Origin of the sequence: Streptomyces sp. BK79 (assembly GCF_044142145.1) — a bacterium.
GTDB lineage: Bacteria > Actinomycetota > Actinomycetes > Streptomycetales > Streptomycetaceae > Streptomyces.
The window spans coordinates 155,701-180,896 of the sequence record NZ_JBHVOC010000006.1 but is presented as its reverse complement, the minus strand read 5'-3'; the positions used below and the strand labels follow the sequence as shown (position 1 = coordinate 180,896).

Below are 25,196 nucleotides of genomic sequence, written 5' to 3'. Positions count from 1 at the left end.
CGGAACCGGAAGGTGACCCCATGACGACCAGTCCACCCGCCTCCTCCGACGCGCCGGCGCCCGCGCCCGGGCCGGGACTCTGGGAGGAGCTCGTCACGTCGGCGCTGCTCGGCACCGACCGGCGTCCTCCTCCCGGCTGCGCGCGCGGCCCCCGTGCGCCGGAAGCACTGCTGGACATGGCGGCGGCGGAGACGGTCCGCCGGCGCGCCGGACTGCTCCCCGCCCGAGCGGCCCGGCGTCCGGAACCGGCGCCCGAGGATCCCCGCCCGCCGTTGCCGACCGCGGCGGCCCAGCGCCTGACGACGCTGCTCACCGACCGTTCCGGGACGGCCGGGGGTGGCCGCAGGGGCACCGCGCCCGACCTGATGGAGCTGCTGCCCCAATGGCTGGCCACGGCGAACGCCCGGGGTTTCGCGGCGCCGCCCCAGTCTTTGCCGGCCCTCCTCGACGCCGCACGGGGACGCACCGACCTGCGTCCGGCGGCACTGGCCTTCGCCGGGCCCCGGGCCCTGTGGCTGGCCCGGCTGAATCCGGAGTGGCGGTTCGCCGTGCGGGCGACGCCGGGCGGCGGCACCGCGCTGCCCGGGCCCGACGCCACGGAGCAGGTGCGGGGCCTGTGGGAGGAGGGGCTGTTCGCCGAGCGGGTGGCTCTGCTGACGTCTCTGCGTGCCCGTGATCCCGCGGGCGCCCGCGAGCTGCTGGCGTCGACCTGGTCCACGGAGCGGGCCGAGGACCGGCTGATGTTCCTCGACTCGCTGCGGACGGGACTGGATCCGGCCGACGAGCCTTTCCTGGAGCAGGCGTTGGCCGACCGCAGCCGCAATGTACGGGCGACGGCGGCGGAACTGCTGTCGGCGCTGCCGGATTCGGCGCTCGCCGCGCGGATGGCGGCGCGGGCGGTGACCTGCGTGTCCCTCGACCGCGCGCTGGACCCACCGGCGATAACCGTCGAGGCACCCCACGAGTGCGACGCGGGTATGGAGCGGGACGGCGTGGTGGCCAAGCCGCCCTCGGGGCGGGGGGAGCGGTCGTGGTGGTTCGGCCAGTTGGTGGAGGCGGCCCCGCTGGCGGCCTGGCGGGCCCGGTTCGGTGGCCGCACCCCCGAGGAGATCGTCGCCCTGCCGGTGACGGACGACTGGCAGAGCGACCTGCACGCGGCCTGGTGCCGGGCGGCGGTGCGGCAGCGCGACGGCGCGTGGGCCAGGGCGTTGCTGGGCCCGCCCACGGCGCCCGAGGCCGGTGGGCCGGGCGCGGTGTCCCTGGCCGAGCGGGCCAGACTGCTGGGCACCCTGGAAGCCGGTGAACGAGCCGAGTGGGTCGCCGGGTTCATCGCGACGCACGGTCTGTCGGAGGCGTTCCAGCTGCTCGGCGTGTGCGCGGTGCCGTGGGCCCCGTCCCTCGGACGGTCGGTGGTCGACGCGCTGAACATCGCCCGGGACGCGGGGAGCTACCCGTGGAGCTTCAGTGGAGTCATGGGCCTGGCCGAACGCTGCCTCGATCCCTCGCAGTCGAACCGTCTCGACGCCCTGCTGGCCGTGCCGGACGAGCCGGAGGACGCGTCACCGGGGGCCGGGGGGTACTGGGCGGAGGCTTTCCAGCGCCTCGTCACGACGCTGCGGCTGCGCGCGGCCATGGCTGAGGAACTGGAGGCGGGAGAGGGGGCACACGGCACGACGCGCTGACCCGGGCCGGCACCCCGCACCCCGCGGAGGCGGATGCGATGCGGAGGCCGGCGGCCACCGCCCGCCCCTGTGCGGCTACGGACCGATGTCACCCACCCGTGTGGGTGTGCGGGTGCGGACCGGCATCGCCCGCCCGTGTGCGTGTGCGGGCCGGCATCGCCACGTGTCGCGCGTGCGTGAAACCGCCGGCACCGGCCTCCCCCGCGGTCGGGCTCAGCGGGGGAACGGAACCGGGACCGGGCGGGCGATTACGCCCCGGCCGGCTCGTGCACGTTCGCCCGGACCCAGTCCACGATCGAGGCGGTCGTCGCGCCGGGCGTGAAGATCTCCGCGACGCCCTTCTCCTTCAGCGGGGCGATGTCCGCCTCGGGAATGATCCCGCCGCCGAAGACCAGGATGTCCGCCGCGTCCCGCTCCCGGAGCAGGTCGATCACGGCGGCGAAGAGCGTGTTGTGCGCGCCGGAGAGGATGGACAGCCCGATCGCGTCGGCGTCCTCCTGGATCGCGGTGTCCACGATCTGCTCCGGAGTCTGATGGAGCCCGGTGTAGATGACCTCCATACCGGCGTCGCGCAGGGCCCGCGCGATCACCTTGGCCCCGCGATCGTGGCCGTCGAGCCCCGGCTTGGCCACCACCACGCGGATCGGACCGGCTGCCACACCCATCACTGCCTCCATGAAGCGACTACATCCATCCGTACCGACAAGTACCGCACACTTCACCGATGCCGTACACAGGGGCACGGCACGCATAAGACGCACATCGTGCACGAAGTGCGCAAAGTGCACGCCCTCGCGCCGCAGGATCCCCGCACCGCATCGTCCCGGGTAAGTGAACGCACGTTATCGCCAGCATCCCGCAACCGGCAGTTTCGCAGTGGATACAGAGGGGGAAATCACATGGTGGGACACGATCGCCGCGCACCGCTCAAGGGCGCGGCGGCAACACGCGTACGGAGAGCCGCCGCGAGGACGGGACAGCTCAGCAGGCCTCGCCGCCGCATCGCCGACACCACGGGACGCATGGCGCGCCGCCACGGCGCACTCGGGGGCACGCCCATTCGGGCAAACCTCGCAAACATCACATGTCACTGGTGTCACGGCTCTCCACAAGGGCACACGGGGGACAGAGGCGTCCCTGCGCGTGCCGACAGGAGGTCGGCCCATGAAGGTCACCACGGCAGCACTGCCCCTTCTCCCGCTCATTCAGCGTCTCCTGCCCGGACTGCCCAGCGTCTCCGGGCTGCCCGGCATTCCGGGTCTTCCCGGCCTGACGGGCCTGCCGGGCCGACTGACCGGGCTCTCCCTGACCCTCCTGAAGGCAAGTGCCCTGGAGGCCGCGATCCTCGCGGGACATCTTCTCCTCTACCCCTCGGGCATCGCTCAAGAGCGCCGCCCCACCCCCACCCTGCCCTCCTCCCCCGGCTCCGACTCCGGCTCCGGCTCCGAGGACCCGCACCCCTCACCCCCCACCCCGCCCCGGCTTCCGGCCCGCCCCAGCCCCCCGGTCGTCCTGCTGCACGGCTTCATCGACAACCGCTCGGTCTTCCTGCTCCTGCGCCGCAGCCTGGCCCAGCACGGCAGGCAGCAGATCGAGTCCCTCAACTACTCCCCTCTGACCTGCGACATCCGCACCGCGGCCGAGCTGCTCGGCCGGCACCTGGAGGAGATCTGCGAGCGGACGGGCAGCGAGCGGGTCGACATCGTCGGGCACAGTCTCGGCGGGCTGATCGCGCGGTACTACGTCCAGCGCCTCGGCGGCGACCTGCGCGTCCGCACGCTCGTGACGCTCGGCACCCCGCACGCCGGCACCCGGGTGGTCCCGCTGGCGAACGCGCACCCGATCGTGCGCCAGATGCGCCCGGGATCCGCGGTGATCGAGGAACTGTCCCGGCCCTGCCCCGGCTGCCGCACGCGGTTCGTCAGCTTCTGGAGCGACCTGGACCGCGTGATGGACCCGCTGGAGACGGCCTGCCTCGACCACCCCGACCTGACCGTGCAGAACGTGCGGGTGAGCGGCATCGGCCACCTCGCCCTGCCCGTCCACCCCGCCGTGGCCACCGGCATACGTCAGGCTCTCGACGCCGTCGAGGCGGAAGCCGACGAAGCCGACGCGCGGACCGGCGCACGGACCGACGCGCGGACCGGCACGGAAACCGGCGGGCGAGGCGGCCTGACGGTCGCCTGAACCCTCGCGCGAGCACCTGACACATCCGAAAGCCGAGCGGCGCAACCCGTTCGCCATCGAACAAACGTCGAACACAAAGCCAAACTCGTGCCCGCCGTCCCCCAAAACACGGCCGATTGCCCGTTTCCTTCGCGAGTGAAACCTGACGAAGATTGTCGTGCCCGTATACCGCCGGGTACAGTCGCCGCACTGCTCTGGCAGCCCCTGTTGTCGAGGCGAAAGAGAAGTTGGTGAACGACCGTCACCCGTCGGGGACCATGACCACCCCGGCCTCGGCTTCCGAAGCCGCTCCGGCGCAGTACGCGTCGTACGGCACAGGGGAGGCCCAGTACGGCGACCTCACCACGTACGGCGGCTACGACACCACTGGTTTTCCCGTCGGCGGTACCGGCACGGCGACCTTCGCCGCGGACCCCCTCTTCGGCAGTCTCCCCGGCCAGGACACCGGCGCCTACTCCACGACGGGCGCGTACGAGACCGCCCAGTGGTCCACGGGCGACGGGCAGGCCCCGGCCCACGACGTCTACGCGGCGCAGCACCACGCCGGCTACGACACCGGCTCCTACGACACCGGCTCCTACGACACGGCCACGTGGACGGCCGACTACCAGCCGCTCGCGGCCGTGCCGCCGCAGGCCACGGCCGCGGAGTCCTCCGGCCAGTGGGACACCGGCGCCTGGGCCCAGCCGGACCGGTCCGGCGAGCAGGCCGACCCGACCCAGCAGTGGCACTGGGGTACGCAGACCTTCGAGAGCGGCGCCTACACGACCGGCGCGTTCACCATCGGCACGCCCGACACCGGTGCCTACGACGCCACCCAGTGGAACTCGGCCGGCGACGACGGCACCACGGCCACCGCACCGCAGACGGCGCAGACGACGCAGACGGCTCACGCCCCGGAGGACCCGACGCCGGACCCCTCAGCGGCCACCGCTGAACCCGGCCCGCACGACGACGAGTTGGCCGCCACCGGCGAACTCCCCACCGTGACCGCTCTCCTGGAGGGCCAGGAGGAGGTCGTCCCGGCCACCCGGGTCCCGGCCGCGCGCACCGCCTCGCGGGGCGGAACGCGTTCCCGTCGCCGTCAGCCCGCCAAGCGTTCGGCGCTGATGACCATCGCCGTACCGTCGGCCTGCGTGATGAGCGTGGCCGGTATCGCCGCCGCCTCCGTCGGAGGTCTGACCGGCGAGGACGGCGCGGAGAACACGGCGTCCGCGGCGGACGCGGGCGGGAGCGCGGAAGCCGCGCCGGTCAAGCCGTCCACGGCGAACAACACCCTGGACACCCAGCTCACCAGCCTCGCCGCCGGGGCCGACGACTTCGCCGACCGGGCCAGCCGGACGCAGGAGCGCATCGACCTCAAGGCCGAGCAGGCCCTGGAGAGGAAGCGGGCGGCCCAGGAGGCGGCCCGCAAGGAGCGGCTGCGCCCCAAGTTCGCCCTCCCGGTCGCCCAGCACGGCCTCAGCGCGTACTACGGCCAGGCCGGCATCAACTGGATGTCCGTGCACAGCGGCATCGACTTCCCCGTGTCGTACGGCACGACGGTGATGGCCGCGACCGACGGCACGGTCCGCACCCAGTACAACAGCGCGTACGGCAACATGCTGATCCTGACCGCGAAGGACGGCACGGAGACGTGGTACTGCCACCTCTCCGGTTACCAGGTTCCCCCGGGTTCGACGGTCAAGGCCGGTGACGCGATCGCGTCCTCCGGTGACTCGGGCAACTCGACCGGACCGCATCTGCACTTCGAGGTGCGCCCCGCGGGCGGCGCCGCGATCGACCCGCTCTCGTGGCTGCGCAGCCACGGTCTCGACCCGCAGTGACGGCGTAACGTCTCAGCAGCCCGCCGTGAGCCCCGTCGGCCGACGGGGCTCACGCGCTGGACGCCCTCGGCGCCCGCTCAGAGCTTCTCCACCGGCGCGTACCGCAGCAGGAGCCGCTTCGGCTTGGTGTCCCCGAAGTCGATCGTGGCCTCGGCGTTGGACCCCGTGCCCTTGATCCCGACCACCGTCCCGAGCCCGAACTGGTCGTGCGTGACGCGGTCGCCGACCGCCAGGGACACCGTCGGCTGCTCGGCGGCGGACCGGCGCGTGGCGAAGCCGGACGCGCCCGAGGCCGAGGAGCGGGAACGGGACGAGGACAGCGAGGCGGCCACGGCCGACACCGGCGCGGACGCCGCGGGTCCGTTCGCCCCGGTGCGCTTCCACTCCAGGTGGGGCGCGGGGATCTCCTCCAGGAAGCGCGAGGGCGGGTTGTACGACGGCTGGCCCCAGGCGCTGCGCAGGGTCGACCGGGTCAGGTAGAGCCGCTCGCGGGCGCGGGTGATGCCGACGTACGCCAGGCGCCGTTCCTCCTCCAGCTCCTTGGCCTGGCCGAGGGCGCGCATGTGCGGGAAGACGCCGTCCTCCATGCCGGTGAGGAAGACGACCGGGAACTCCAGGCCCTTGGCGGTGTGCAGGGTCATGAGGGTGACGACGCCGTCGCCGTCCTCCTCGTCGGGGATCTGGTCGGAGTCCGCGACGAGGGCCACCTTCTCCAGGAAGTCGGCCAGGGTGCCGGCCTCCTCGCCCTCGGCCCGCTCCTGTTCGAACTCCAGGGCGACGGCCGCGAGTTCCTGGAGGTTCTCGATGCGGGTCTCGTCCTGCGGGTCGGTGGAGGCCTGCAACTCGGCGAGGTACCCGGTGCGTTCGAGGATCGCCTCCAGCACGGTGGCCGGCCCGGCGCCGGACTCGACGATGGTGCGGAGGTCCTCCATGAGGGTGTTGAACCGCTTGACGGCGTTGGCGGAGCGCGCGGCCATGCCGTACGCCTCGTCGACGCGCTTGAGCGCCTGCGGGAAGCTGATCTTCTCCCGCTGGGAGAGGGCGTCGATCATCGCCTCGGCCCGGTCGCCGATGCCGCGCTTGGGCACGTTGAGGATGCGGCGCAGCGGCACCGAGTCCTCGGGGTTGGCGAGGACCCGCAGGTAGGCCAGGACGTCCCGGACCTCCTTGCGCTCGTAGAAGCGGACGCCGCCGACGACCTTGTAGGGCAGGCCGACGCGGATGAAGACCTCTTCGAAGACACGGGACTGGGCGTTGGTGCGGTAGAAGACGGCGACGTCACCGGCCTTCGCCTCGCCCGCGTCGGTGAGGCGGTCTATCTCGTCGGCGACGAACTGCGCCTCGTCGTGCTCGGTGTCGGCGACGTAGCCGGTGATCCGCGCACCCGTGCCGGCGTTGGTCCACAGGTTCTTGGGGCGGCGGGACTCGTTGCGCTCGATGACCGCGTTGGCGGCGCTGAGGATCGTCTGCGTGGAGCGGTAGTTCTGCTCCAGGAGGATCGTCGTCGCGTCCGGGTAGTCCTCCTCGAACTGGAGGATGTTGCGGATGGTGGCGCCGCGGAAGGCGTAGATCGACTGATCGGCGTCGCCCACCACGCACAGCTCGGCGGGCGGCACCTCGGCCTCGGGCGGCACGTCGACGGGGTGCTCCGAGGCTCCGCCGACCAGCTCGCGGACCAGGGCGTACTGGGCGTGGTTGGTGTCCTGGTACTCGTCGACCAGGACGTGCCGGAAGCGGCGGCGGTAGTGCTCGGCGACGTCCGGGAAGGCGCGGAACAGGTTGACCGTCGTCATGATCAGGTCGTCGAAGTCGAGGGCGTTCGCCTCGCGCAGCCGCGACTGGTACATGGCGTACGCCTGGGCGAGGGACTTCTCGAATCCGTCGGCAGCCTGGGCGGCGAAGTCCTCCTCGTCGATCAGCTCGTTCTTCAGGTTGCTGATCTTGGCGCTGAAGGACTTCGGCGGGAAGCGCTTCGGATCCAGGTCGAGGTCCCGGCAGACCAGGGCCATCAGCCGCTTGGAGTCGGCGGCGTCGTAGATCGAGAACGAGGACGTGAAGCCGAGCCGCTTGGACTCGCGGCGCAGGATGCGCACGCACGCGCTGTGGAAGGTCATCACCCACATCGCATGGGCGCGCGGGCCGACGAGCTGCTCGACGCGCTCCTTCATCTCGCCCGCGGCCTTGTTGGTGAAGGTGATCGCGAGGATCTGGCCCGGGTGGACGCTCCGCTCGGCCAGCAGGTGGGCGATGCGGTGGGTGAGCACGCGGGTCTTGCCGGAGCCGGCGCCGGCCACGATGAGCAGCGGGGAGCCGGAGTGGACGACGGCGGCGCGCTGGTTCTCGTTCAGCCCCTCCAGGAGCGCGGCGGCGTCCAGGGCGGGGCGCGGGGCGCCGTCCCGGTAGTGGGTGTCCCGGTCCGGGGGCGCGTCGAACTTCCCGCCGAACAGATCGTGCGGGACCGGCTCCGGTCCGTGATCGTCCTCGGGCGGCGGCGGGGTTTCCTCGTCGTGCCCGCGGGGGGGCTGGAGGCTCGCCAGGAAGCTGTCGTCAAAGAGGCTGCTCATCGCTCTCCGAGTCTAGGGCGCCCCACCGACAACCCGGTGCCGCCCCGGAAATCGGTGGAGGTTCCGGCCACGGACACGCTCGGCCCACGGCCGGACACGCCCTGCCGCCAGGCAGGACACGAAGAGTGACGCCCGGAGAGGCCACCACTGAAGGTCACGAAAATGTATCGGGCATATCACCCTCCAACCTTCACAGCGGCCACACGAGTTGGCTACGGTGCGGGCAGGCCGCACGACCCCCACCGGTGAACGTCGCCGGACCGCGCGGCCCCCGCCGAGTCCGGTGTGCCCGCACGGCGCCCGGAGCCGGGGACCCACCGAGAACCTCTGGGTGAATCGGCTCACCGCCCCCTCCCCGCCGCTGACCCGGCAGGCGGAGCTCTGGAAGGAGTCGCCTCCTTGGCGTCGCACCGCAAGTCGCGCCCCACCGGTCCGCGCGTCGCAGGCATCCGGACCCCCGCCCTCGCCACCGCGGCCCTCACCTCCGTCGCCCTGCTCTCCCAGACGGCCGACGCCACCCCGTCGGACGACGACCGGCCGAGCCTCGAAGAGGTCGAGAAGAAGGTCGACGACCTCTACCGCCAGGCGGGCTCGGCGACCGAGAAGTACAACGCGGCCAAGGAGAAGACCTCCAAGCAGCGCAAGCGCGTCGACACCCTCCTCGACGACGTCGCCCGGCGCACCCAGAAGCTCAACGAGGCCCGCGAGGAGCTGGGGTCGTTCGCCTCCGCCCAGTACCGCACGGGCGCCGCGATCCCGGACACCGCGACCTTCCTGCTGGCGGACTCCCCGCAGGACTATTTCGACCAGAACCAGCTGATGAACCGGCTCACCGGTCGGCAGAAGGACGCGGTCGACGACTTCGTCACGCAGCAGTCCGAGACGATGAAGAAGCGCCGGGAGGCCACCGAGAGCCTCGAGACCCTCACCGACTCGCAGAACGAGCTGAAGACGGCCAAGGCCACCGTCCAGAAGAAGCTCGCCACCGCGCGGGACCTGCTCTCGGAGCTGACGGCCGAGGAGAAGGCCCGGCTCGCGGCGATCGAGAAGAAGAAGCAGGAGGAGGCCGCCCGCAAGGCCGCCGAGCTGGCGAAGCAGCAGGCCGAGGAGCGGGAGCGGCGGGAGCGGGCCGCCCGGCAGGAGAGCGACGCCGCCTCCGGCTCCACGGGGACCGGGTCGACGGGGTCCACCGGGTCGACGGGGTCCACGGGCTCGGCCGGTGACACCGGCTCGTCGGGCTCCGCCGCACCGCCGGACTCCTCGTACGGCACCAAGGCGGCCAACGCCCTCGCCTTCGCCCGCGCCCAGATCGGCAAGCCGTACGTGTGGGGCGCCACCGGCCCCGACTCCTACGACTGCTCGGGCCTCACCCAGGCCGCCTGGAGGGACGCCGGGGTGACGCTGCCGCGCACCACCTACGACCAGGTCGACGCCGGCACCACGGTCCCGGTCTCCCAGGCCCAGCCCGGTGACCTGGTCTTCTTCTACGAAGACCTCAGCCACGTCGGCCTCTACATCGGCAACGGCATGATGATCCACGCCCCGAAGCCGGGCGCGTACGTCCGCGAGGAGTCGATCTTCTACGACGGTGAGTCCTCGATCCACAGCGTGGTGCGCCCGGCCTGAGCCGCGCGTCTGCCTAGCATCGGGCGCATGTCATCGGGCACCTCCCCCTCCCCTCTGCGCGCCTGGTGGGCGCAGCGTCCGCCGGCGGCCGGGGCCGCGGTGATGGCGACCGGCATCGTGTCGGTGGGCCTGCACCTGACGGGCCACGAGACGCTGTCCCGGATCGCCCTGGTCCTGGCCTGCGCCGCCTGGCTCACCCTGGCGGCCAACTTCGTCTACCTGCTGCTCGCCGAGCGCGCGCAGTGGCTGACGCGGGCGGGGACGCCGGGCGCGCTCACCGCCGTCGCCGCGACGAGCGTGCTCGGCACCCGGCTCTCCCTGCTCGGCTGGTCGCCCGTGGCGGCGGTGCTGCTGGGGCTTGCGGCACTGCTGTGGCCGGCGCTGCTGTTCCTGGTCGTACAGCGCTGGGGACGCCGGATGCCCGGGGCGGTGTTCCTGGGCTGCGTGGCCACGGAGGGGCTCGCCGTGCTGGGGGCCACGCTGGCCGCGGCCACCTCGACGGCCTGGCTGGCGCACGCCGCGCTGGTGCCGTTCTGGCTGGGCATCGTGCTCTACCTGATCGCGCTGTTCCGCTTCGATCTGCGGCAGATCGCCAAGGGCGCCGGGGACCACTGGGTGGCGGGCGGCGCGCTCGCCATCTCGGCGCTCGCGGGGGCCAAGCTGCTCGCGGCGTCCGGGACGGACATGTACCTGTGGAACAACGACGACCACGCCGTGCTGCACGACGTGACGGTCTTCCTGCTCGTCCTCGACCTCGCCTGGTACGCCGTGCTCCTCGCCGCCGAGATCGCCTGGCCCCGGCTCCGCTACGACGTACGGCGCTGGTCGACCGTCTTCCCGCTCGGCATGACGGCGGCCGCGACGCTGTCCGTCGCGGCCGCGGTCGACGTCCCGTGGCTGGAGGCGCCGGGTCAGGTGCTGCTGTGGATCGCGGTCGCCGCGTGGCTGGCGGTCGCGGCGGGGGCGGTCCTCGCGGCGCGGGGCGCGCTGCGGACCGCGGGGACGGACGCGCCGGCCGTCAGGTCCACAGCACCGCGATGAAGACGTTCACGACGGTCAGCAGGCCGACCAGGCCGAAGAGCGGCTTGTCCACCTTCTCGTCGTCGCGCTTCACGTAGACCAGGCCGAGGATCACGATCAGGACGGCGAGCTTCACACCGATCTTGATGTTGTCGACGGAGTAGTCCTGGGCCTGGTTGAGGCCGACCAGGATCACTCCGGTGACCAGCATCGTCAGCGCGCCGTGCAGCATCGCCGGGGTGTAACGGGCCGTGCCCTGGCCCATCGCCTTCATCTGGGTCAGGAAGCCACCGAGGAGCGCCGCGATGCCGATGATGTGCAGACCGACGAAGAGGTGGATGAGTACGTCCATGGGGCCGGAGCCTAGTCAGGGCCCGGGCACCCTCCGACACCGGCCCGGGCGGCCCCGCGCGCGGGAGTGGCACCCCGGCGCATATATGCGCCTCATAACACCTCACGGCCCTCGCCCGTCCCTGGTCCGGCATATCGGTCATCACCCCGCGTGAAGACGACGACCGCGGGACGGCACGCCGGTCGTATACGGTCGCCCGGCGAACCGGTACCGCCAGTTCCGCGCAACCCGTCACCGGACCGTTACCGACGCGCCTAGCGTCCTGCCCGACGGCACCGAGCCGAGTCAGTCGTACGGAAGGACGTGGATCGCAGGTGGGAGCGCACCGCAGGCCGCGATGGAGCACAACGGGCGGCGGGAGGGCCCGGGCCGCCGCCACCCTCACCCTCGCGGGAGCCGCCACCGCGACGGGCCTGGGCGGCGGGACCGGGCACGCGGACCCGGAGCCGACGCCGGCACAGGTCGAGGCCAAGGTGGACCGGCTCTACCGGGAGGCGGAGATCGCCACCGAGAAGTACAACGGCGCGAAGGAGAAGGCGGACGCCGCCGAACAGCGCCTGGAGAAGCTGCGGGACCAGGCGGCCCGCAAGGAGGACCGGCTGAACTCCGCCCGCGAGGCGCTCGGTTCGGTCGCGGCGGCCCAGTACCGCAGCGGCGGCCTCGACCCGGCCCTGCAACTCGCGCTCTCCGCCGACCCCGACCGCTACCTCGACGGCGCCGCCCTCGTCGAGCGGGCGGGCAGCCGGCAGACGGCCGCCGTGGGCCGGGTGCGCAAGGAGCTGCGGGAGATCGAGCGGCTGCGCGGCGCAGCCCGCGTCGAGGTGACCTCGCTGACCTCACGCCGGGCCGAGCTGAAACGTCACCGCGAGACCGTCACCGGCAAGCTGGACGCGGCCCGGCGCCTGCTGTCCCGGCTGACGGCCGAGGAACGCGCCCGCATCGGCCACGGCACGGCCGACCGGGCCTCCCGCTCCTCGGCGGGCCCCCGGGACAGCCTGCCCGCCACGGCCCAGGCGCCCAGCTCCCGCGCCGCGGCGGCCCTCGCCTACGCCCGGCAGAAACTCGGCAGCCCCTACGTGTGGGGCGCGACCGGCCCCGACGCCTTCGACTGCTCGGGCCTCGTCCAGGCCGCCTACCGCGCCGCCGGTGTCTCCCTGCCCCGCACGACCTACGCCCAGATCGACGCCGGCCGCCGCGTCGGCCGCTCGGAACTCCGCCCCGGCGACCTGGTCTTCTTCTACTCCGGCATCAGTCACGTCGGCATCTACGCCGGAAACGGGCAGATGATCCACGCCCCCAACCCCTCGGCACCGGTCCGCGTGGCCCCCGTCGACCAGATGCCGTTCGCGGGGGCGACGCGGGTGGTGTGACGCGCCGCCCCCGCGGTGGTCAGACCAGCCGCCGGGCCGTCGCCCACCGGGTCAGCTCGTGCCGGTTGGACAGCTGGAGCTTGCGCAGGACCGCCGAGACGTGGGACTCGACCGTCTTCACCGAGATGTACAGCTGCTTGGCGATCTCCTTGTACGCGTAGCCCCGCGCGATGAGGCGCAGCACCTCGCGCTCGCGCTGGGTGAGGCGGTCGAGGTCCTCGTCGACGGGCGGGGCGTCCGTGGACGCGAACGCGTCGAGGACGAACCCGGCCAGGCGCGGCGAGAAGACCGCGTCGCCCTCCTGGACCCGGAAGACGGAGTCGACCAGGTCCGTGCCCGTGATCGTCTTGGTGACGTAGCCCCGGGCGCCGCCGCGGATCACGCCGATCACGTCCTCCGCCGCGTCCGACACGGACAGGGCGAGGAAGCGGACCGGCCGCTCGGCGTCGCTCATCAACGGGGCGCAGCGGCGCAGTACTTCGACGCCGCCGCCGCCCGGAAGGTGGACGTCGAGGAGCACCACTTCGGGCCGGGTCGCGGTGATGACGGTGACCGCCTGGTCGACGTCGGCGGCCTCCCCGACCACCTCGACCCCGGTCTCGGCGGTCTGGCCGATCTCGGCCTGGACGCCGGTACGGAACATGCGGTGGTCGTCGACGAGGACCACGCGCACGTGACGCTCCCCCGCGCTGTCCGCCGACGCGGGCCGGGCCGCCTCGCCGCCCGTTCCCGCCGTTCCGTTCGCCTCGATCGGGTCGCTCATGACGTCTTCTCCGCCCTCTCCATCTCCAGCTCGACCTCCGTGCCGCCGTCCGGCACCGCGCGCAGCCGCGCCGTGCCGCCGTTGCGCTCCATGCGGCCGATGATCGATTCTCTGACGCCCATGCGGTCGGCGGGTATCGAGTCGAGGTCGAAGCCGGGACCGCGGTCCCGGACGGACACGAAGACCGTCCTGCCCTCGACTTCGGCGAAGACCTGAACCGCGCCGCCCTCGCCACCGTACTTGGCGGCGTTCACCATCGCCTCGCGTCCGGCCTGCATCTGTGCGGCGATCCTGTCGTCGAGGGGGCAGTCGCCGACGACCACGACCTCGATGGGGACACCGTGCTTGTCCTCCACCTCGGCGGCATTGCGTCTCACGGCCTCGGCGAGGGTGGTGGGCTCGTCGTCCTCGTCCTTGCCGTTGCCCTCCGGTTTGTAGAGCCAGGCCCGCAGGTCGCGCTCCTGGGCCCGGGCCAGGCGGCGCACCTCGCCCGCGCTCTCCGCGTTGCGCTGGATCAGGGTCAGGGTGTGCAGGACCGAGTCGTGGACGTGGGCGGCGACCTCGGCGCGCTCCTGCGCGCGGATGCGCATCAGCCGCTCCTCGGAGAGGTCCTGGGTCATGCGCACCAGGTAGGGGCCGGCGAGGAGCGTGATCCCGACCAGGACGGCGAGGGCCGCCTGGAGGACGGAACCGAGGTGCGCGGCGGACCCCTGGAGGACGAAGATGCCGGTGACACCGGCCGTCACCAGCAGGACACCGGCCACGGAACGCAGCAGGGTCACGGTGCGCCGGTGCCGCCCCACCTCGGCCCAGCGGGCCCTGCGGGCGTTGTCCGCCTGGCGCCAGACGAGGGCGACACCGGCGCCGACGAGCACGGTCGGCCAGAGGTACGCCTTGGCGCCGCCGCCGAGGTCGACGTTGCCCACGAAGACCAGGGCCACGACGACCATCAGGAGCAGGGCGACGATCTGGCCCTTGTCGGGCTTGCGGGCGACGAGTCTGCGGCGCCCGTCCGGCGCGGTCTCGGCGGTGACGAGGGACGGCGGCCGCTGCGCGTCGACCCCGCCGACGCCCAGCGGGACGAAGAACCAGAAGGCCGCGTACAGCAACGCGCCGAGACCGTCGGCCATGAACAGGCCGACGAACGCGAACCGCACCCAGATGACGGGCAGCCCGAGGTGCCCGGCCAGCCCCCGCGCCACACCACCGAGCCAGCGTCCGTCGCTGCTGCGGTAGAGCTTGCGCGGCGGCCGCGGTTCGACGAGGGGCGCTGCTGCGGCTTCCGGCATGGCATCGATGGTCACACGGCCGTGGGCGGCGGGGCATCAGGGTCGGCCCCCGAGACTCCCCTGATCTTCGGCCCCCGGGCGCCTCGAACGCTCCCCGGGCGTCGGGTCAGGGCCGATATCAGGGTCCGACCAGGGTCGAACCGGCTGCCGTCGCGGCGCCGCGCCCGTCACCATGGACCCATGACAGATCACGAGCACGCCGCGACGGGTCCGGGACCCGGCCCCGGCCCGCGCCCCCCTCGGGGCGCCGGGCCGCAGGATGCCGCGCCCGCCGCGGATGCCACGGGTTCCGCGCCCGGCGCGGGCGCCGGCGGGGGCGATGTCCCCGGGCCGCCCCACAAGTTCCGGCGCGACCGGCGGCACAAGACGCTCGCCGGAGTCTGCGCCGGCCTGGGGCGGCAGTGCGACGTGGATCCGGTGATCTTCCGGATCACGCTCGCGGTGCTCTCCGCGACCGGCGGCATCGGCCTCATCTTCTACGGCTTCGCCTGGCTCTTCGTCCCCTACGACGACGAGGAGGAGAACGAGGTGCGCAAGCTGCTGACCGGGCGGGTCGACGGCCAGGCACTGGCGGCCGTGCTGTTCGCGCTGGTCGGCTGCGGGGTCCTCCTGACCATGCTGAACAACGGCGGCGTGCTCACCTTCGCCGTCGTCCTCTCCCTCCTCCTCGCGGGCGCCGGCTACTGGTCACGGCAGCGCAGGGCGCCCGACCCCGACCCGCTGGCCGCCCAGGCCGTCGCCGACGCCCCACCGGAGGCGCAGGCTCCGCCGATCCTGATCACCTGGCCCTCCTGGTGGCGCGAGCCGCTGGTCAAGGACGGCAGCCACGTCGGCGGGACGGGATACCTGTGGGGCCCGCCGGACTCCGAGGACCGGGACATCGCCGCCGCCGTCAACATCAGCCGCGGCGTCCCGGGCGCCGGGCGCGCCGTCGCGGGCGACCGGCAGGCGCGGGTCCCGCAGCCACGCGGCCCGCGCGGGATCGGCGGCTGGGTGTTCCTCCTCGCCCTGCTCGCCGGCTTCCTCGGCACCCGGCTGACCTGGGACGAGCACCCGCTCGGCACCAGCCTGCAGACCGGACTCGCCTGCGCCCTCGCCGTCTTCGGCGTCGGCATCGCGCTCAGCGCCTTCATCGGGCGCACGGGCGCCGGCTCGGTCTTCCTCGCGGTCATCACGGCGGGCCTGCTCGCCGGCTCGGTCGCCCTGCCCGAGGACGTCGGCACCGACTGGGTCCGGACCACCTGGGCGCCCCCGACGAAGACCGCCGTTCGCGAGCAGTACGAGGTAGGCGTCGGCAGTGGCACCCTCGACCTGTCCCGGCTGGACCTGGCCGAGGGGCAGACGGTGACCACCCGGGCCGACGTGGGCGTGGGCCGAATACGGGTCGTGGTGCCGCAGGACGTGACCGTGCGGCTGAGCGCGGAGGTGGGCGTGGGTGACATCCAGTTGCCCGGCGACGACGAGAAGGACGTGGACGTGGCACCGGGCAAGCACCAGGAGATCACCCTGCCCCCCGCCTCGGGCGGCAAGGACGCCGGCACCCTCGTCCTCGACCTCGAGGTCGGCGTCGGACAGGCGGAGGTGGCCCGTGCTGCGTCATAGGTTCCAGCCCGGGCGCCTGGTCGCCGGCGCCTTCCTGACCGCGGCGGGGGTCGTCTACGCCGGCGACGCGGGGGGCCTCTGGCAGACCCCGTGGTTCGTGCTGATCCCGCTCGTGGTGGGCGGCCTCTGCGTCGCCGGAGCGGTCGGCGTCCTGGCCCGGACGGTGCACCGACGCCGCGGGGCGCTGCGGGAGACGAGGGAGGACGGGCGCCGGGCCGGCATCCCCGGCGGCTGAGGACGCCGGGCCGGGCGGCACGGCACCCTACCGGACGGACGGACGGACGGACGGCCGACCGGCCGGCCGGAGCAGCGCCCAGCCGGGGACACCCCCCTGGCCGCCGCAGGGTCTTACCGGTACCTGCCCGCCGCAGAGTCTTACCGGTACCCGCCCGCCGTCCGCTGTCGTCGCCGGGAGCGCAGCAAGGCGTCCAGGGACAGCAGCGGCGCGCCCGCGAGGACGAGGGGGGTCCAGGCCATGAGGTAGGCCAGGTCGTTGCCGTAGTAGTACGGGTCAGAGGCCCAGCTGACGGTCAGCCACAGGCTGAGGGAGATCAGCGCGCCGCCGAGGGCCGCCAGGCGGGTCAGCAGTCCGAGCAGGGTGCCGATACCGACGGCGAGTTCGCCGAGGGCGATGGCGTAGCCGAAGCCGGAAGGGCTCTTCAGGGCCAGGTCGACCAGGGAGGGGAGCGCCGAGGAGTCGCGGACGGTGCGCATCATGTCGCCGACGGAACCGGCGCCCGAGTCCTTCATGAAGGCGCTGTCGGTGAGCTTGTCCAGGCCCGCGTAGACGAAGGTGACGCCCAGGAAGATCCGCAGGGGCAGCAGCGCGTACCGCGTGGCCTGGTCCCGCCAGCCGCCGTCATCGCCCGGACGTGTGGTGTACGCGTCCGTCCGCATACCGTGAGCCATCACTGCCAGCCGCCTCTCGCCCGCGCGTGCCCAGACCCCCTCGACAGTCCATACGTACAGCACACGGGGCCCGCTCAACCCCTCCCTCCGGCGTTTTCTTCCTGTCGGTTTCGACAGTTCGCCGGCCGGCGGGGCCGGGTCGGCCGGGCGGTCAGTCCGTGACGTCGATGGCGTACCGGTTGGTCTCCACGCCCGCGCTCGTGACCACCTGGACGTCCACCCGGCCCGGCTCCACGTCCGCGGGTACCGGGACCGTCAGGAGGTCGTCCGCGGGGTTGCTGAAGCCGCCGGTCACCGGGACCAGCGGGACGTGGACGTTGACCGCGCCGATGCGGACCACCATCCGGGACAGGCGGTCCGCGCGCTGGGCGCCCGGGGGGACGAAGCCGGCGCCCCGGATCTCGATGTCGTCGCCGGTGCGGATCGGCGCGTCGAGGTCACCGGCCTCCCGGGCCCGGACCACGGAGAGGATCACCGGACGGCCGCCCTCCGCGTACTTGCCGGCCAGGTAGGTGGCAGCCGACACCAGCACCACGACCGCCAGCCCCCACGGCAGGTCGGGCAGCTGCTCCGGGCGTCGGGCCAGCCGCACCGCCGCGAACACCAGGGCGACGGTGCTGATGACCACGTACTGGATGTCGGCGAAGGTCCCGCGTCCGGCGTCATCGGTCAGCAGGTCGGCCGCGCGCGGCCGGTCCGCCCGTACCTTCTGCAGGCGCTGCCCCAGCACCCGCAGTCCGACCACCCGCCGCACCAGGACCGCGATCGCGCACACCACCGCGAGCACCGTCACCGCGCCGGCGCCGCGAGCCAGTTCGAGTCCTGAGATCAGTGCGTCCCGCTCGTCGTGGCCCGAGGCCACGGCCAGCTGCCCGGCCAGGACGAGTACCGCGTAGGCGACGAACAGCACCCAGACCGCCGCGACCGCCCTGGACGTGGACAGGCGGTTGTCCTCGCCGATGACGGGAGCCAGCGCCCCGCCCCGCGACCGGTGGAAGAAGGAGGCCGCCGTCAGCGCGCCGGCCACGACCACCGCCGCCACGAGCCCGGCGGTGCGCGCCGCCGACCAGCCGGCCCCGATCGCGGTGAGCGACTGCCCGAGGAGCAGCAGGACGACCCCGGCCCACACCACGGCCGCCGTGCGGCGTCCGAGGCCCGCGAGCCATGCCTCGCCCTCGGCGCGACCGCGTTCGGCGACGAGTTCCGCGGACTGGGTCAGCTCCTCCGAGACCCACTGCCGGGAGGCGGAGGCCGAGTGGGCCACCGCGGCCGGCAGGCCCTGCCCGGCGGCGAACTCGTCCCGGCGCAGCAGAAACGCGGCGACCGCCCGGCGGTGCCCCTCCCGGGCGCCGTGCGGACAGTCACCGCAGGTGCAGCCGCCCCCGTGCGCCGCTTCGTACGCGCCCTTGTCCGAGCCGCTCCCGCGTCTCGCCTCCCGCACCGCCACGCCCGACGCCCGCCTTCCCGAACCCCTGCGACAACCCAGCCCTAAGTCCCTTGCGACGAAAGCGAATTGTGCCGTACGGAACCCCTCGCGCGCCCGGCGCCCCCGGCTTCTCCGCCCAGCGCGGGTGATGAGGGAAGCACGATGTTGACCCGCCTGCGGGGGTTCCCCCGGGGCCGGGATCGCCCCGGCGCCGGCGCGGTCTCGATACCGGACACAAGGTGTCGGATTTCGGGGTCACACTCGACGTATGGCATCGAGCATTCCGGACACGTCCCCGCACACCACCGCGAGCTGGGCGGACTTCACCGCCGCCGAACCCGCGCTGGCCGCCACCGTGGAGGCCCGCTTCGGCGCGTACACCCACCACACCCTCGCCACCCTACGCAAGGACGGTTCGCCCCGCACCAGCGGTCTGGAGGTGCGTTTCCTGGGCGGTGAGCTGTGGCTCGGCATGATGCCGGGTTCGCTGAAGGCGCTCGACCTGCGCCGCGACGCACGGTTCGCGGTGCAGGCGAACCCGGGGGACGGCACCGGGATGGGCGGCGGGGACGTGCGGATCGGCGGACGGGCGGTCGAGGTGGAGGACCCCGGGGTCCGGGCCGGGTACGTGAAAGAGGTGGAACCGCCGGAGCCGTTCCACCTCTTCCGAACCGAGCTGACGGAGGTCGTGCGGACCTACGTGGCGGACGACGCGTATCTCGTCGTCCAGGTCTGGCAGCCCGGGAAGCCCTTGCGCACCTTCAGGCGCACCTAGGGGTTCACTCCCACTCGATCGTCCCCGGCGGCTTCGAGGTCACGTCGAGGACGACCCGGTTGACGTCCTTGACCTCGTTGGTGATCCGCGTCGAGATCCTGGACAGCACGTCGTACGGCAGCCGGGACCAGTCGGCCGTCATCGCGTCCTCGGAGGACACGGGCCGCAGCACGATCGGGTGGCCGTAGGTGCGGCCGTCGCCCTGGACGCCGACCGAGCGGACGTCGGCGAGCAGCACCACGGGGCACTGCCAGATGTCGCGGTCGAGGCCGGCCGCCGTCAGCTCCTCACGGGCGATGGCGTCGGCCTCGCGGAGCAGGTCGAGCCGCTCCTTGGTGACCTCGCCGACGATGCGGATGCCGAGGCCGGGGCCCGGGAAGGGCTGGCGCTGGACGATCTCCTCCGGCAGGCCCAGCTCCTGGCCGACCATCCGGACCTCGTCCTTGAACAGCTGGCGCAGCGGCTCGACCAGCTCGAACTCGATGTCGTCGGGGAGGCCGCCCACGTTGTGGTGGGACTTGATGTTGGCGGTGCCGGTGCCGCCGCCGGACTCGACGACGTCCGGGTAGAGCGTGCCCTGCACGAGGAAGGCGACCTCGGGGCCGTCCTCCTGCATGATCTCCAGCTGCGCCTGCTCGAAGACCCGGATGAACTCGCGGCCGATGATCTTCCGCTTCTCCTCGGGGTCCGAGACCCCGGCGAGCGCCTTGAGGAACCGCTCCTCGGCGTCCACGACCTTGAGCTGCACGCCGGTCGCGGCGACGAAGTCCTTCTCGACCTGCTCGGTCTCGCCCTTGCGCATCAGGCCGTGGTCGACGTAGACGCAGGTCAGCTGGGAGCCGATGGCCTTCTGGACGAGGGCGGCGGCGACGGCGGAGTCCACGCCGCCGGACAGGCCGCAGATGGCGCGCTTGTCGCCGACCTGCTCGCGGATCGCGGCGACCTGCTCCTCGATGACGTTGCCCGTGGTCCAGTCGGGGCTCAGGCCCGCGCCCCGGTACAGGAAGTGCTCCAGCACCTGCTGCCCGTGCGTGGAGTGCATCACCTCGGGGTGGTACTGGACGCCGTAGAGCTTCTTCTCGTCGTTCTCGAAGGCGGCGACCGGGACGACGTCGGTGGAGCCGGTGACGGCGAAGCCCTCGGGGGCGGCGGAGCAGGCGTCGCCGTGCGACATCCACACGGCCTGCTCGGCGGGGGTGCCCTCGAAGAGGGTGGAGGAGTTCTTGGAGACGTGCAGCTCCGTGCGGCCGTACTCACGGGCGCCGGAGTTGTCGACGGTGCCGCCGAGGGTCTGCGCCATCAGCTGGAAGCCGTAGCACATGCCGAAGACGGGGACGCCGGCCTCGAACAGGGAGCGGTCGAGGGTCGGGGCGCCCGGCTCGTACACCGACGAGGGACCGCCGGAGAGGATGATGGCCGCCGGGTTCTTGGCGAGCATCTCCTCGACCGGCATGGAGCTCGGCACGATCTCGCTGTAGACCCGCGCCTCGCGGACACGACGGGCGATGAGCTGGGCGTACTGCGCACCGAAGTCGACGACCAGGACGGTGTCGGGGGCGGCGGCAGCGGGAGTCGCTGATGACACGGGGTGCCTTCCGGCGGTCGGGCGGGGGTCTTGTGCTCCCGATTCTACCGAGACGGGCAGGTGGCACGTCCCGCCCACGGGTGCCCGGCCCGCGCCACCCCCGCGGCGCCCCGGGGTCTCACCATCCGAACCGGCTTGGACACCGAGCGTCCCCGGGGCATACTGGGCCCATGCTCACGCACCAGGCGTTCCTGTTTACCTATGGCAACCGGCCCACCGGCTGCCATGGTCGTGCTGCTTGAGCAACTGACAAGCGACTTCCCAGGCGCCCCGGGCCGACAAGGCCCGGGGCGTCTGGCGTTTCCGGGTCCGGTCGCTCCGGGGCCACCAGCCCCCAAGGAGCCCTCATGACCACCGCCACGGACAAGACCGGCGCTACGGACAAGACCACCGCCACGGACAAGACCGGCGCCCGCACCTCCGAGGCCGCCGGCGTGATCACCGGCGCCCGTGACCGCATCGACGCCCTCGACGACCGGATCATCGGCCTGATCCAGGAACGGATGGCCGTCTCCGCCGTCATCCAGGAGGCGCGGATCACCTCCGGCGGCCGGCGCGTGAACCTCTCCCGCGAGATGGAGGTCCTCGACCACTACCGGCAGGCGCTGGGCAAGCCGGGTACGGCGCTGGCGATGACCATGCTGGAGCTGTGCCGCGGTCGCATCTGAGTTCGGCCGCTTCTCACCCGTACGGCGCGTGACCGGTACCCGAGCGGCTTCGTTGGTCCCGGTGTCCGTGCCAGCCAGGGGCGGGCCCGAACAACCACGCGTGGCCAAGCCGGAGCGATGAGGCGTGCGGATCGTGCCGCACGTCGTGGGACCTCGCTCCGGGGAAGTGACCGGACGGCAGGGGACAGCAGCCCGGTCACCCAGGAACGGCCGGCTCCGGGGACGCCCGGGGCCGGCCGAACGGACAACGGTCCCGTGCGCGGCCCTCCCACCACCGCGCCCCACCACAACCGCACGACCACTCGAGACCCGCGGCGCACCCCCCCGGCGCCGCTCCGAGGCACCGGCGCCGCCCTGACGCCGGTGCTGGCTGAGGAAGGGCCCCGCGGCCGCACACCCGCGGGGCCCTTCGCCATGTCCGGCGCTCCATTGCCATGTCCGGCGATCCCTTCCGGGTGGCGTACGTCACATAAAGGTTTTGTCAGTTCGGGACAACCATGCGCGGCCTTCACTGATCAAACAGGCGTACAGCTAGAACCAAGGGCCACACCCGCGCCCCACACGCGGAGGCCTCCCACTCTCCCGTACCGCGCGTGCGGTACGCCGGACCACCCGAGGTCTTCATGAAGCTTCGTCGCGCCATGGCAGCCGCGGCCGCCACGGCTGTGATCGCCCCGGTGGCACTGCTCGCGGCCCCGGCCGCCTACGCGACCGAGGACACGTCCTCCCCGTCGCCGAGCGTCTCCGAGAGCGCGCCGACGACGGACACCCCGTCGACGGACACCCCGGCGCCGAGCCAGTCCACGAGCGAGACCACTCCCCCGGCGAGCGACTCCCCGAGCAGCTCGCCCAGCAGCTCTCCGAGCAGCTCCGCCCCCGAGTCCCCGGCGCCCAGCACCTCCGCGCCCACCTCGCCGGCGCCGAGCACCTCGGCCCCCGAGGAGTCGGAGACCCCGGACCCCGACGCCGTGTGCGAGGACACCAAGGTCGACGTCAGCATCACCGGCCTGCCCGGCAAGATCTCGGTGGGCAGCGGCTGGCACGAGTTCTCGCTGAACGTCGCCAACAACTCCGACTCCACGCTGCAGAACCTCGACTACCTGGCCGGCGCCTCCTCCGACCGCGACGGCGAGGAGCTGTTCGAGAGCAAGAAGGTCAGCCTCCAGGCGTGGAACCCGGAGGACGAGATCTGGGAGGACCTCAACGAGTTCGGTTACGCGGTCGGTTACGTCGGCTACACGGACGAGCTGGCGCCCGGCTACGAGGTCGACATCCCGCTGCGGATCAACGTGAAGTCCGACGCCCCGGTCGGCGCCGGCTTCACGCTGGGCGCGACCATCTACGGCGACGCGGACGACCAGTGCGTCGGCTTCGGTGACGTCGCCTACAAGTTCGAGATCGTGGCCGCCGGCACCGACACCGAGGGCACCGAGCCGCAGGAAGGCGGCAAGGCGCCCGTCGCCGACGAGAAGCCGGCCGCCAACACGCCCGAGGTCACCGGCAGCCTCGCCGAGACCGGTTCGAGCTCCGCCCTGCCGATGATCGGCCTCGTCGGCGGGATCGCCGTCGTCGTCGGTGGCGGCGCGGTGTTCGCGGTGCGGCGGCGCAAGGCCGGCGCCGAGGCGTAAGCGCCTGCGGTAGGCGCCGGCACGGCCGGCCGCAAGACGGGAAGGACCTGCGCTCGGAGGGGGGCGCAGGTCCTTCTGCGTTCCGCGCCCCCTCCCGTGCGGCTACTCCTTCGGCGGCACCGCCGGTATCCCGAGGAACGGCAGCCGCAGCGCGCCGAACGCCTGGTCCGGGACCGCCGGGGACTTGGGCTCGACGGGGGCCAGGCGCTCGTACGCCGTCCCCTGCGCCGGGCGCGGGTCGCTCTCGCCCTTGTTCGGCCAGTACGACATCGCCCGCTCGGCCTGCGCCGTGATGGTCAGGGACGGGTTGACGCCGAGGTTCGCCGAGACCGCGGCGCCGTCGACGACGGAGATGCCGGGGTAACCGTAGAGCCGGTGGTACGGGTCGATGACGCCGCTCTCGCGGGAGGCGCCGATGGGGCAGCCGCCCAGGAAGTGCGCGGTGAGCGGGGTGCCCATCAGCTCGCCGACGTTGGAGCCGGCGAAGCCGTTGATCTCGGCGGCGAGCGCAGACGCGCCCTCCGTCGCCGCCTTGATCTGCTTCGGGTTGGGCGAGCCGTGGCCCGGGCGGGCGGTGAGCAGTCCCTTGCCGATGCCCGTCGGTTTCAGGTGCGTGGTCAGGGAGTTGTCCAGCGACTGCATCACCAGGCCGATGATGGTCCGCTCGGACCACTTGCGGTTGGACAGGGAACGCAGCACCAGCAGCGGGTGCCTGGCCGCGTGGCCCAGGAAGCCCAGGACGCGGGAGGCGCCGGAGGCGGTGTGCCCGGCGTAGGGGACCTGGAGGATGGACAGGCCGCCCATCGAGTTGGACCCCTTGCCGTAACGGACCGGCTCGATGTGGGTGTTGGGGTCCGGGTGGATCGAGGACGTGATGGCGACGCCCCGCGTGAAGTCGGCGCGCGGCTGTCCGGTGGCCTGGCGGTAGCGCCGGTCGTCGGTCTGGGCGCCGACCAGGGCCTCGGAGTTGGTGCGGGTGAGGTCCCCGAGCCGGTCGGATATTCGGGGCAGCCGGCCGCCCGCCTTCATGCGGTGCAGCAGGGTCTGGGTGCCGTAGGTGCCGGCGGCGATGACGACCCGGCGGGCGGTGAAGGTGCGGCCGGTGCCCTTCTTCTGCCGGTCGGTGGGGAGGGTGGCGACCGCGAACCCGCCGCGCGAGTCCTCGGTGACCGAGACGACCGTGGTCATCGGGTGCACGACGGCGCCGGCCTTCTCGGCGAGGTACAGGTAGTTCTCGTTGAGGGTGTTCTTCGCGCCGCGCCGGCAGCCGGTCATGCACTCGCCGCACTCGTTGCACGCCGTGCGGTCGGGGCCCGCGCCGCCGAAGTAGGGGTCGGGCACCCTCTCCCCCGGCTTCGCCCTCACCGTGCCGTCGGCGTCCTCGCCGTCGCCGAAGAAGACGCCGACCGGCGCCATGTGGAAGGTGTCGCCGCATCCCATCCGCTCGGCGGCGGCCTTCAGGTGCACGTCGGAGGGGGTCATCGTCGGGTTCAGCCGGACGCCGAGCATGCGCCGGGCCTGGTCGTAGTACGGGCTCAGCTCCTCGTGCCAGTCGGTGATGTCACGCCACTGGGGGTCCTCGAAGAACGGCTTCGGGGGCACGTAGAGGGTGTTGGCGTAGTTGAGGGAGCCGCCGCCGACGCCCGCGCCTGCCAGGACCATGACATTCCCGAGCAGGTGGATGCGCTGGATGCCGAACATGCCGAGCTTCGGCGCCCAGAGGTAGTTCTTCAGGTCCCAGGAGTTCCTGGGGAGGGTGCCGCGGGTGAAGCGGCGGCCGGCCTCCAGGACGCCGACCCGGTAGCCCTTCTCGGTGAGGCGGAGCGCGGAGACCGACCCGCCGAACCCCGACCCCACGACGACGACGTCGTAGTCGTACCCGTTCTCGTCCCGGGTCTGGACAGACTTCTCCTGCGACACGTGC

The 25,196-nt window shown here is 72.8% G+C and carries 21 protein-coding genes; 11 read left to right on the top strand and 10 right to left on the bottom strand.

From position 1 onward, the window contains the following. Window positions 1-20 precede the first annotated feature (20 nt). Window positions 21-1,682, top strand: coding sequence for a DUF5691 domain-containing protein (locus ACFIF2_RS09600; RefSeq protein ID WP_395572098.1), 1,662 nt, complete (start codon window positions 21-23; stop codon window positions 1,680-1,682). 248 nt (window positions 1,683-1,930) lie between these two features. Here the strand turns inward: ACFIF2_RS09600 and ACFIF2_RS09595 are convergent, their stop codons facing one another. Further along, a complete protein-coding gene (locus ACFIF2_RS09595; protein WP_395572097.1) occupies window positions 1,931-2,347 on the bottom strand; it encodes a cobalamin B12-binding domain-containing protein in 417 nt (138 codons plus the stop codon). 499 nt (window positions 2,348-2,846) lie between these two features. Between ACFIF2_RS09595 and ACFIF2_RS09590 the strand changes: the two genes are divergently transcribed. Beyond that, window positions 2,847-3,869, top strand: coding sequence for an esterase/lipase family protein (locus tag ACFIF2_RS09590; RefSeq protein ID WP_395572096.1), 1,023 nt, complete (start codon window positions 2,847-2,849; stop codon window positions 3,867-3,869). 230 nt (window positions 3,870-4,099) lie between these two features. Then, a complete protein-coding gene (locus ACFIF2_RS09585) occupies window positions 4,100-5,695 on the top strand; it encodes a peptidoglycan DD-metalloendopeptidase family protein (RefSeq protein ID WP_395572095.1) in 1,596 nt (531 codons plus the stop codon). A gap of 77 nt (window positions 5,696-5,772) precedes the next feature. Here the strand turns inward: ACFIF2_RS09585 and pcrA are convergent, their stop codons facing one another. Continuing rightward, window positions 5,773-8,259: a DNA helicase PcrA gene (gene pcrA / locus ACFIF2_RS09580; RefSeq protein ID WP_395572094.1), complete on the bottom strand. Its 2,487-nt coding sequence runs from the start codon at window positions 8,257-8,259 to the stop codon at window positions 5,773-5,775. A gap of 399 nt (window positions 8,260-8,658) precedes the next feature. Here pcrA and ACFIF2_RS09575 point away from each other — a divergent pair, with 399 nt between their 5' ends. Together ACFIF2_RS09575 and ACFIF2_RS09570 are read left to right on the top strand one after the other, a co-directional pair. Continuing rightward, entirely contained in the window at window positions 8,659-9,885 is a 1,227-nt protein-coding gene (locus ACFIF2_RS09575; protein ID WP_395572093.1) for an NlpC/P60 family protein, read from the top strand. Between the two features lie 27 nt (window positions 9,886-9,912). Then, the gene (locus ACFIF2_RS09570; protein ID WP_395572092.1) at window positions 9,913-10,926 is read left to right on the top strand and encodes a tellurite resistance/C4-dicarboxylate transporter family protein; all 1,014 of its coding nucleotides are present in this window, start codon (window positions 9,913-9,915) and stop codon (window positions 10,924-10,926) included. Here the strand turns inward: ACFIF2_RS09570 and ACFIF2_RS09565 are convergent. Continuing rightward, the gene (locus ACFIF2_RS09565; RefSeq protein WP_395572091.1) at window positions 10,904-11,257 is read right to left on the bottom strand and encodes a hypothetical protein; all 354 of its coding nucleotides are present in this window, start codon (window positions 11,255-11,257) and stop codon (window positions 10,904-10,906) included. The genes ACFIF2_RS09570 and ACFIF2_RS09565 overlap by 23 nt on opposite strands. Window positions 11,258-11,571: 314 nt before the next feature. Between ACFIF2_RS09565 and ACFIF2_RS09560 the strand changes: the two genes are divergently transcribed. Beyond that, complete coding sequence (locus ACFIF2_RS09560) at window positions 11,572-12,627, top strand: NlpC/P60 family protein (RefSeq protein ID WP_395572090.1); 1,056 nt, start codon at window positions 11,572-11,574, stop codon at window positions 12,625-12,627. Window positions 12,628-12,646: 19 nt separating this feature from the next. On the opposite strand, the gene ACFIF2_RS09555 is transcribed toward ACFIF2_RS09560, so the two are convergent. Further along, window positions 12,647-13,390: a LuxR C-terminal-related transcriptional regulator gene (locus ACFIF2_RS09555; protein ID WP_395572089.1), complete on the bottom strand. Its 744-nt coding sequence runs from the start codon at window positions 13,388-13,390 to the stop codon at window positions 12,647-12,649. Next, window positions 13,387-14,679, bottom strand: coding sequence for a PspC domain-containing protein (locus ACFIF2_RS09550; protein WP_395572088.1), 1,293 nt, complete (start codon window positions 14,677-14,679; stop codon window positions 13,387-13,389). The genes ACFIF2_RS09555 and ACFIF2_RS09550 overlap by 4 nt, the downstream gene beginning before the upstream one ends. 180 nt (window positions 14,680-14,859) lie before the next feature. Between ACFIF2_RS09550 and ACFIF2_RS09545 the strand changes: the two genes are divergently transcribed. Continuing rightward, entirely contained in the window at window positions 14,860-16,281 is a 1,422-nt protein-coding gene (locus ACFIF2_RS09545; protein WP_395572087.1) for a PspC domain-containing protein, read from the top strand. Then, on the top strand, window positions 16,268-16,516 hold the full coding sequence (locus tag ACFIF2_RS09540) for a hypothetical protein (RefSeq protein WP_395572086.1): 249 nt from the start codon (window positions 16,268-16,270) through the stop codon (window positions 16,514-16,516). The genes ACFIF2_RS09545 and ACFIF2_RS09540 overlap by 14 nt, the downstream gene beginning before the upstream one ends. A gap of 140 nt (window positions 16,517-16,656) precedes the next feature. Here ACFIF2_RS09540 and ACFIF2_RS09535 read toward each other — a convergent pair whose 3' ends face one another. Both ACFIF2_RS09535 and ACFIF2_RS09530 read right to left on the bottom strand, forming a co-directional pair. Beyond that, the gene (locus ACFIF2_RS09535) at window positions 16,657-17,190 is read right to left on the bottom strand and encodes a DoxX family membrane protein (protein ID WP_395572085.1); all 534 of its coding nucleotides are present in this window, start codon (window positions 17,188-17,190) and stop codon (window positions 16,657-16,659) included. A 151-nt stretch (window positions 17,191-17,341) separates the two neighbouring features. Further along, window positions 17,342-18,637, bottom strand: coding sequence for a hypothetical protein (locus ACFIF2_RS09530; protein WP_395572084.1), 1,296 nt, complete (start codon window positions 18,635-18,637; stop codon window positions 17,342-17,344). A 247-nt stretch (window positions 18,638-18,884) separates the two neighbouring features. Between ACFIF2_RS09530 and ACFIF2_RS09525 the strand changes: the two genes are divergently transcribed. Beyond that, the gene (locus ACFIF2_RS09525) at window positions 18,885-19,391 is read left to right on the top strand and encodes a pyridoxamine 5'-phosphate oxidase family protein (RefSeq protein ID WP_395572083.1); all 507 of its coding nucleotides are present in this window, start codon (window positions 18,885-18,887) and stop codon (window positions 19,389-19,391) included. A gap of 4 nt (window positions 19,392-19,395) precedes the next feature. Here ACFIF2_RS09525 and guaA read toward each other — a convergent pair whose 3' ends face one another. Next, complete coding sequence (guaA, locus tag ACFIF2_RS09520) at window positions 19,396-20,976, bottom strand: glutamine-hydrolyzing GMP synthase (RefSeq protein ID WP_395572082.1); 1,581 nt, start codon at window positions 20,974-20,976, stop codon at window positions 19,396-19,398. Window positions 20,977-21,323: 347 nt separating this feature from the next. Here guaA and ACFIF2_RS09515 point away from each other — a divergent pair, with 347 nt between their 5' ends. Further along, the gene (locus tag ACFIF2_RS09515) at window positions 21,324-21,644 is read left to right on the top strand and encodes a chorismate mutase (protein WP_395572081.1); all 321 of its coding nucleotides are present in this window, start codon (window positions 21,324-21,326) and stop codon (window positions 21,642-21,644) included. Between the two features lie 703 nt (window positions 21,645-22,347). Here ACFIF2_RS09515 and ACFIF2_RS09510 read toward each other — a convergent pair. Continuing rightward, window positions 22,348-22,626, bottom strand: coding sequence for a hypothetical protein (locus ACFIF2_RS09510; protein ID WP_395572080.1), 279 nt, complete (start codon window positions 22,624-22,626; stop codon window positions 22,348-22,350). Between ACFIF2_RS09510 and ACFIF2_RS09505 the strand changes: the two genes are divergently transcribed. Next, window positions 22,613-23,272, top strand: coding sequence for an LAETG motif-containing sortase-dependent surface protein (locus ACFIF2_RS09505; protein ID WP_395572079.1), 660 nt, complete (start codon window positions 22,613-22,615; stop codon window positions 23,270-23,272). The genes ACFIF2_RS09510 and ACFIF2_RS09505 overlap by 14 nt on opposite strands. A 102-nt stretch (window positions 23,273-23,374) precedes the next feature. Here ACFIF2_RS09505 and ACFIF2_RS09500 read toward each other — a convergent pair whose 3' ends face one another. Continuing rightward, complete coding sequence (locus ACFIF2_RS09500) at window positions 23,375-25,192, bottom strand: GMC family oxidoreductase N-terminal domain-containing protein (RefSeq protein ID WP_395572078.1); 1,818 nt, start codon at window positions 25,190-25,192, stop codon at window positions 23,375-23,377. Between the last annotated feature and the right edge of the window lie 4 nt (window positions 25,193-25,196).

Excerpts from the sequence above, each read along its gene's own strand:
- ACFIF2_RS09570 (WP_395572092.1), top strand. The coding sequence starts at position 9,913 with ATGTCATCGGGCACCTCCCCCTCCCCTCTGCGCGCCTGGTGGGCGCAG.
- ACFIF2_RS09565 (WP_395572091.1), bottom strand. The coding sequence starts at position 11,257 with ATGGACGTACTCATCCACCTCTTCGTCGGTCTGCACATCATCGGCATC.
- ACFIF2_RS09535 (WP_395572085.1), bottom strand. The coding sequence starts at position 17,190 with ATGGCTCACGGTATGCGGACGGACGCGTACACCACACGTCCGGGCGAT.
- pcrA (WP_395572094.1), bottom strand. The coding sequence starts at position 8,259 with ATGAGCAGCCTCTTTGACGACAGCTTCCTGGCGAGCCTCCAGCCCCCC.
- ACFIF2_RS09525 (WP_395572083.1), top strand. The coding sequence starts at position 18,885 with ATGGCATCGAGCATTCCGGACACGTCCCCGCACACCACCGCGAGCTGG.
- ACFIF2_RS09555 (WP_395572089.1), bottom strand. The coding sequence starts at position 13,390 with ATGAGCGACCCGATCGAGGCGAACGGAACGGCGGGAACGGGCGGCGAG.
- ACFIF2_RS09550 (WP_395572088.1), bottom strand. The coding sequence starts at position 14,679 with ATGCCGGAAGCCGCAGCAGCGCCCCTCGTCGAACCGCGGCCGCCGCGC.
- ACFIF2_RS09515 (WP_395572081.1), top strand. The coding sequence starts at position 21,324 with ATGACCACCGCCACGGACAAGACCGGCGCTACGGACAAGACCACCGCC.
- ACFIF2_RS09590 (WP_395572096.1), top strand. The coding sequence starts at position 2,847 with ATGAAGGTCACCACGGCAGCACTGCCCCTTCTCCCGCTCATTCAGCGT.
- ACFIF2_RS09600 (WP_395572098.1), top strand. The coding sequence starts at position 21 with ATGACGACCAGTCCACCCGCCTCCTCCGACGCGCCGGCGCCCGCGCCC.
- ACFIF2_RS09545 (WP_395572087.1), top strand. The coding sequence starts at position 14,860 with ATGACAGATCACGAGCACGCCGCGACGGGTCCGGGACCCGGCCCCGGC.
- ACFIF2_RS09595 (WP_395572097.1), bottom strand. The coding sequence starts at position 2,347 with ATGGGTGTGGCAGCCGGTCCGATCCGCGTGGTGGTGGCCAAGCCGGGG.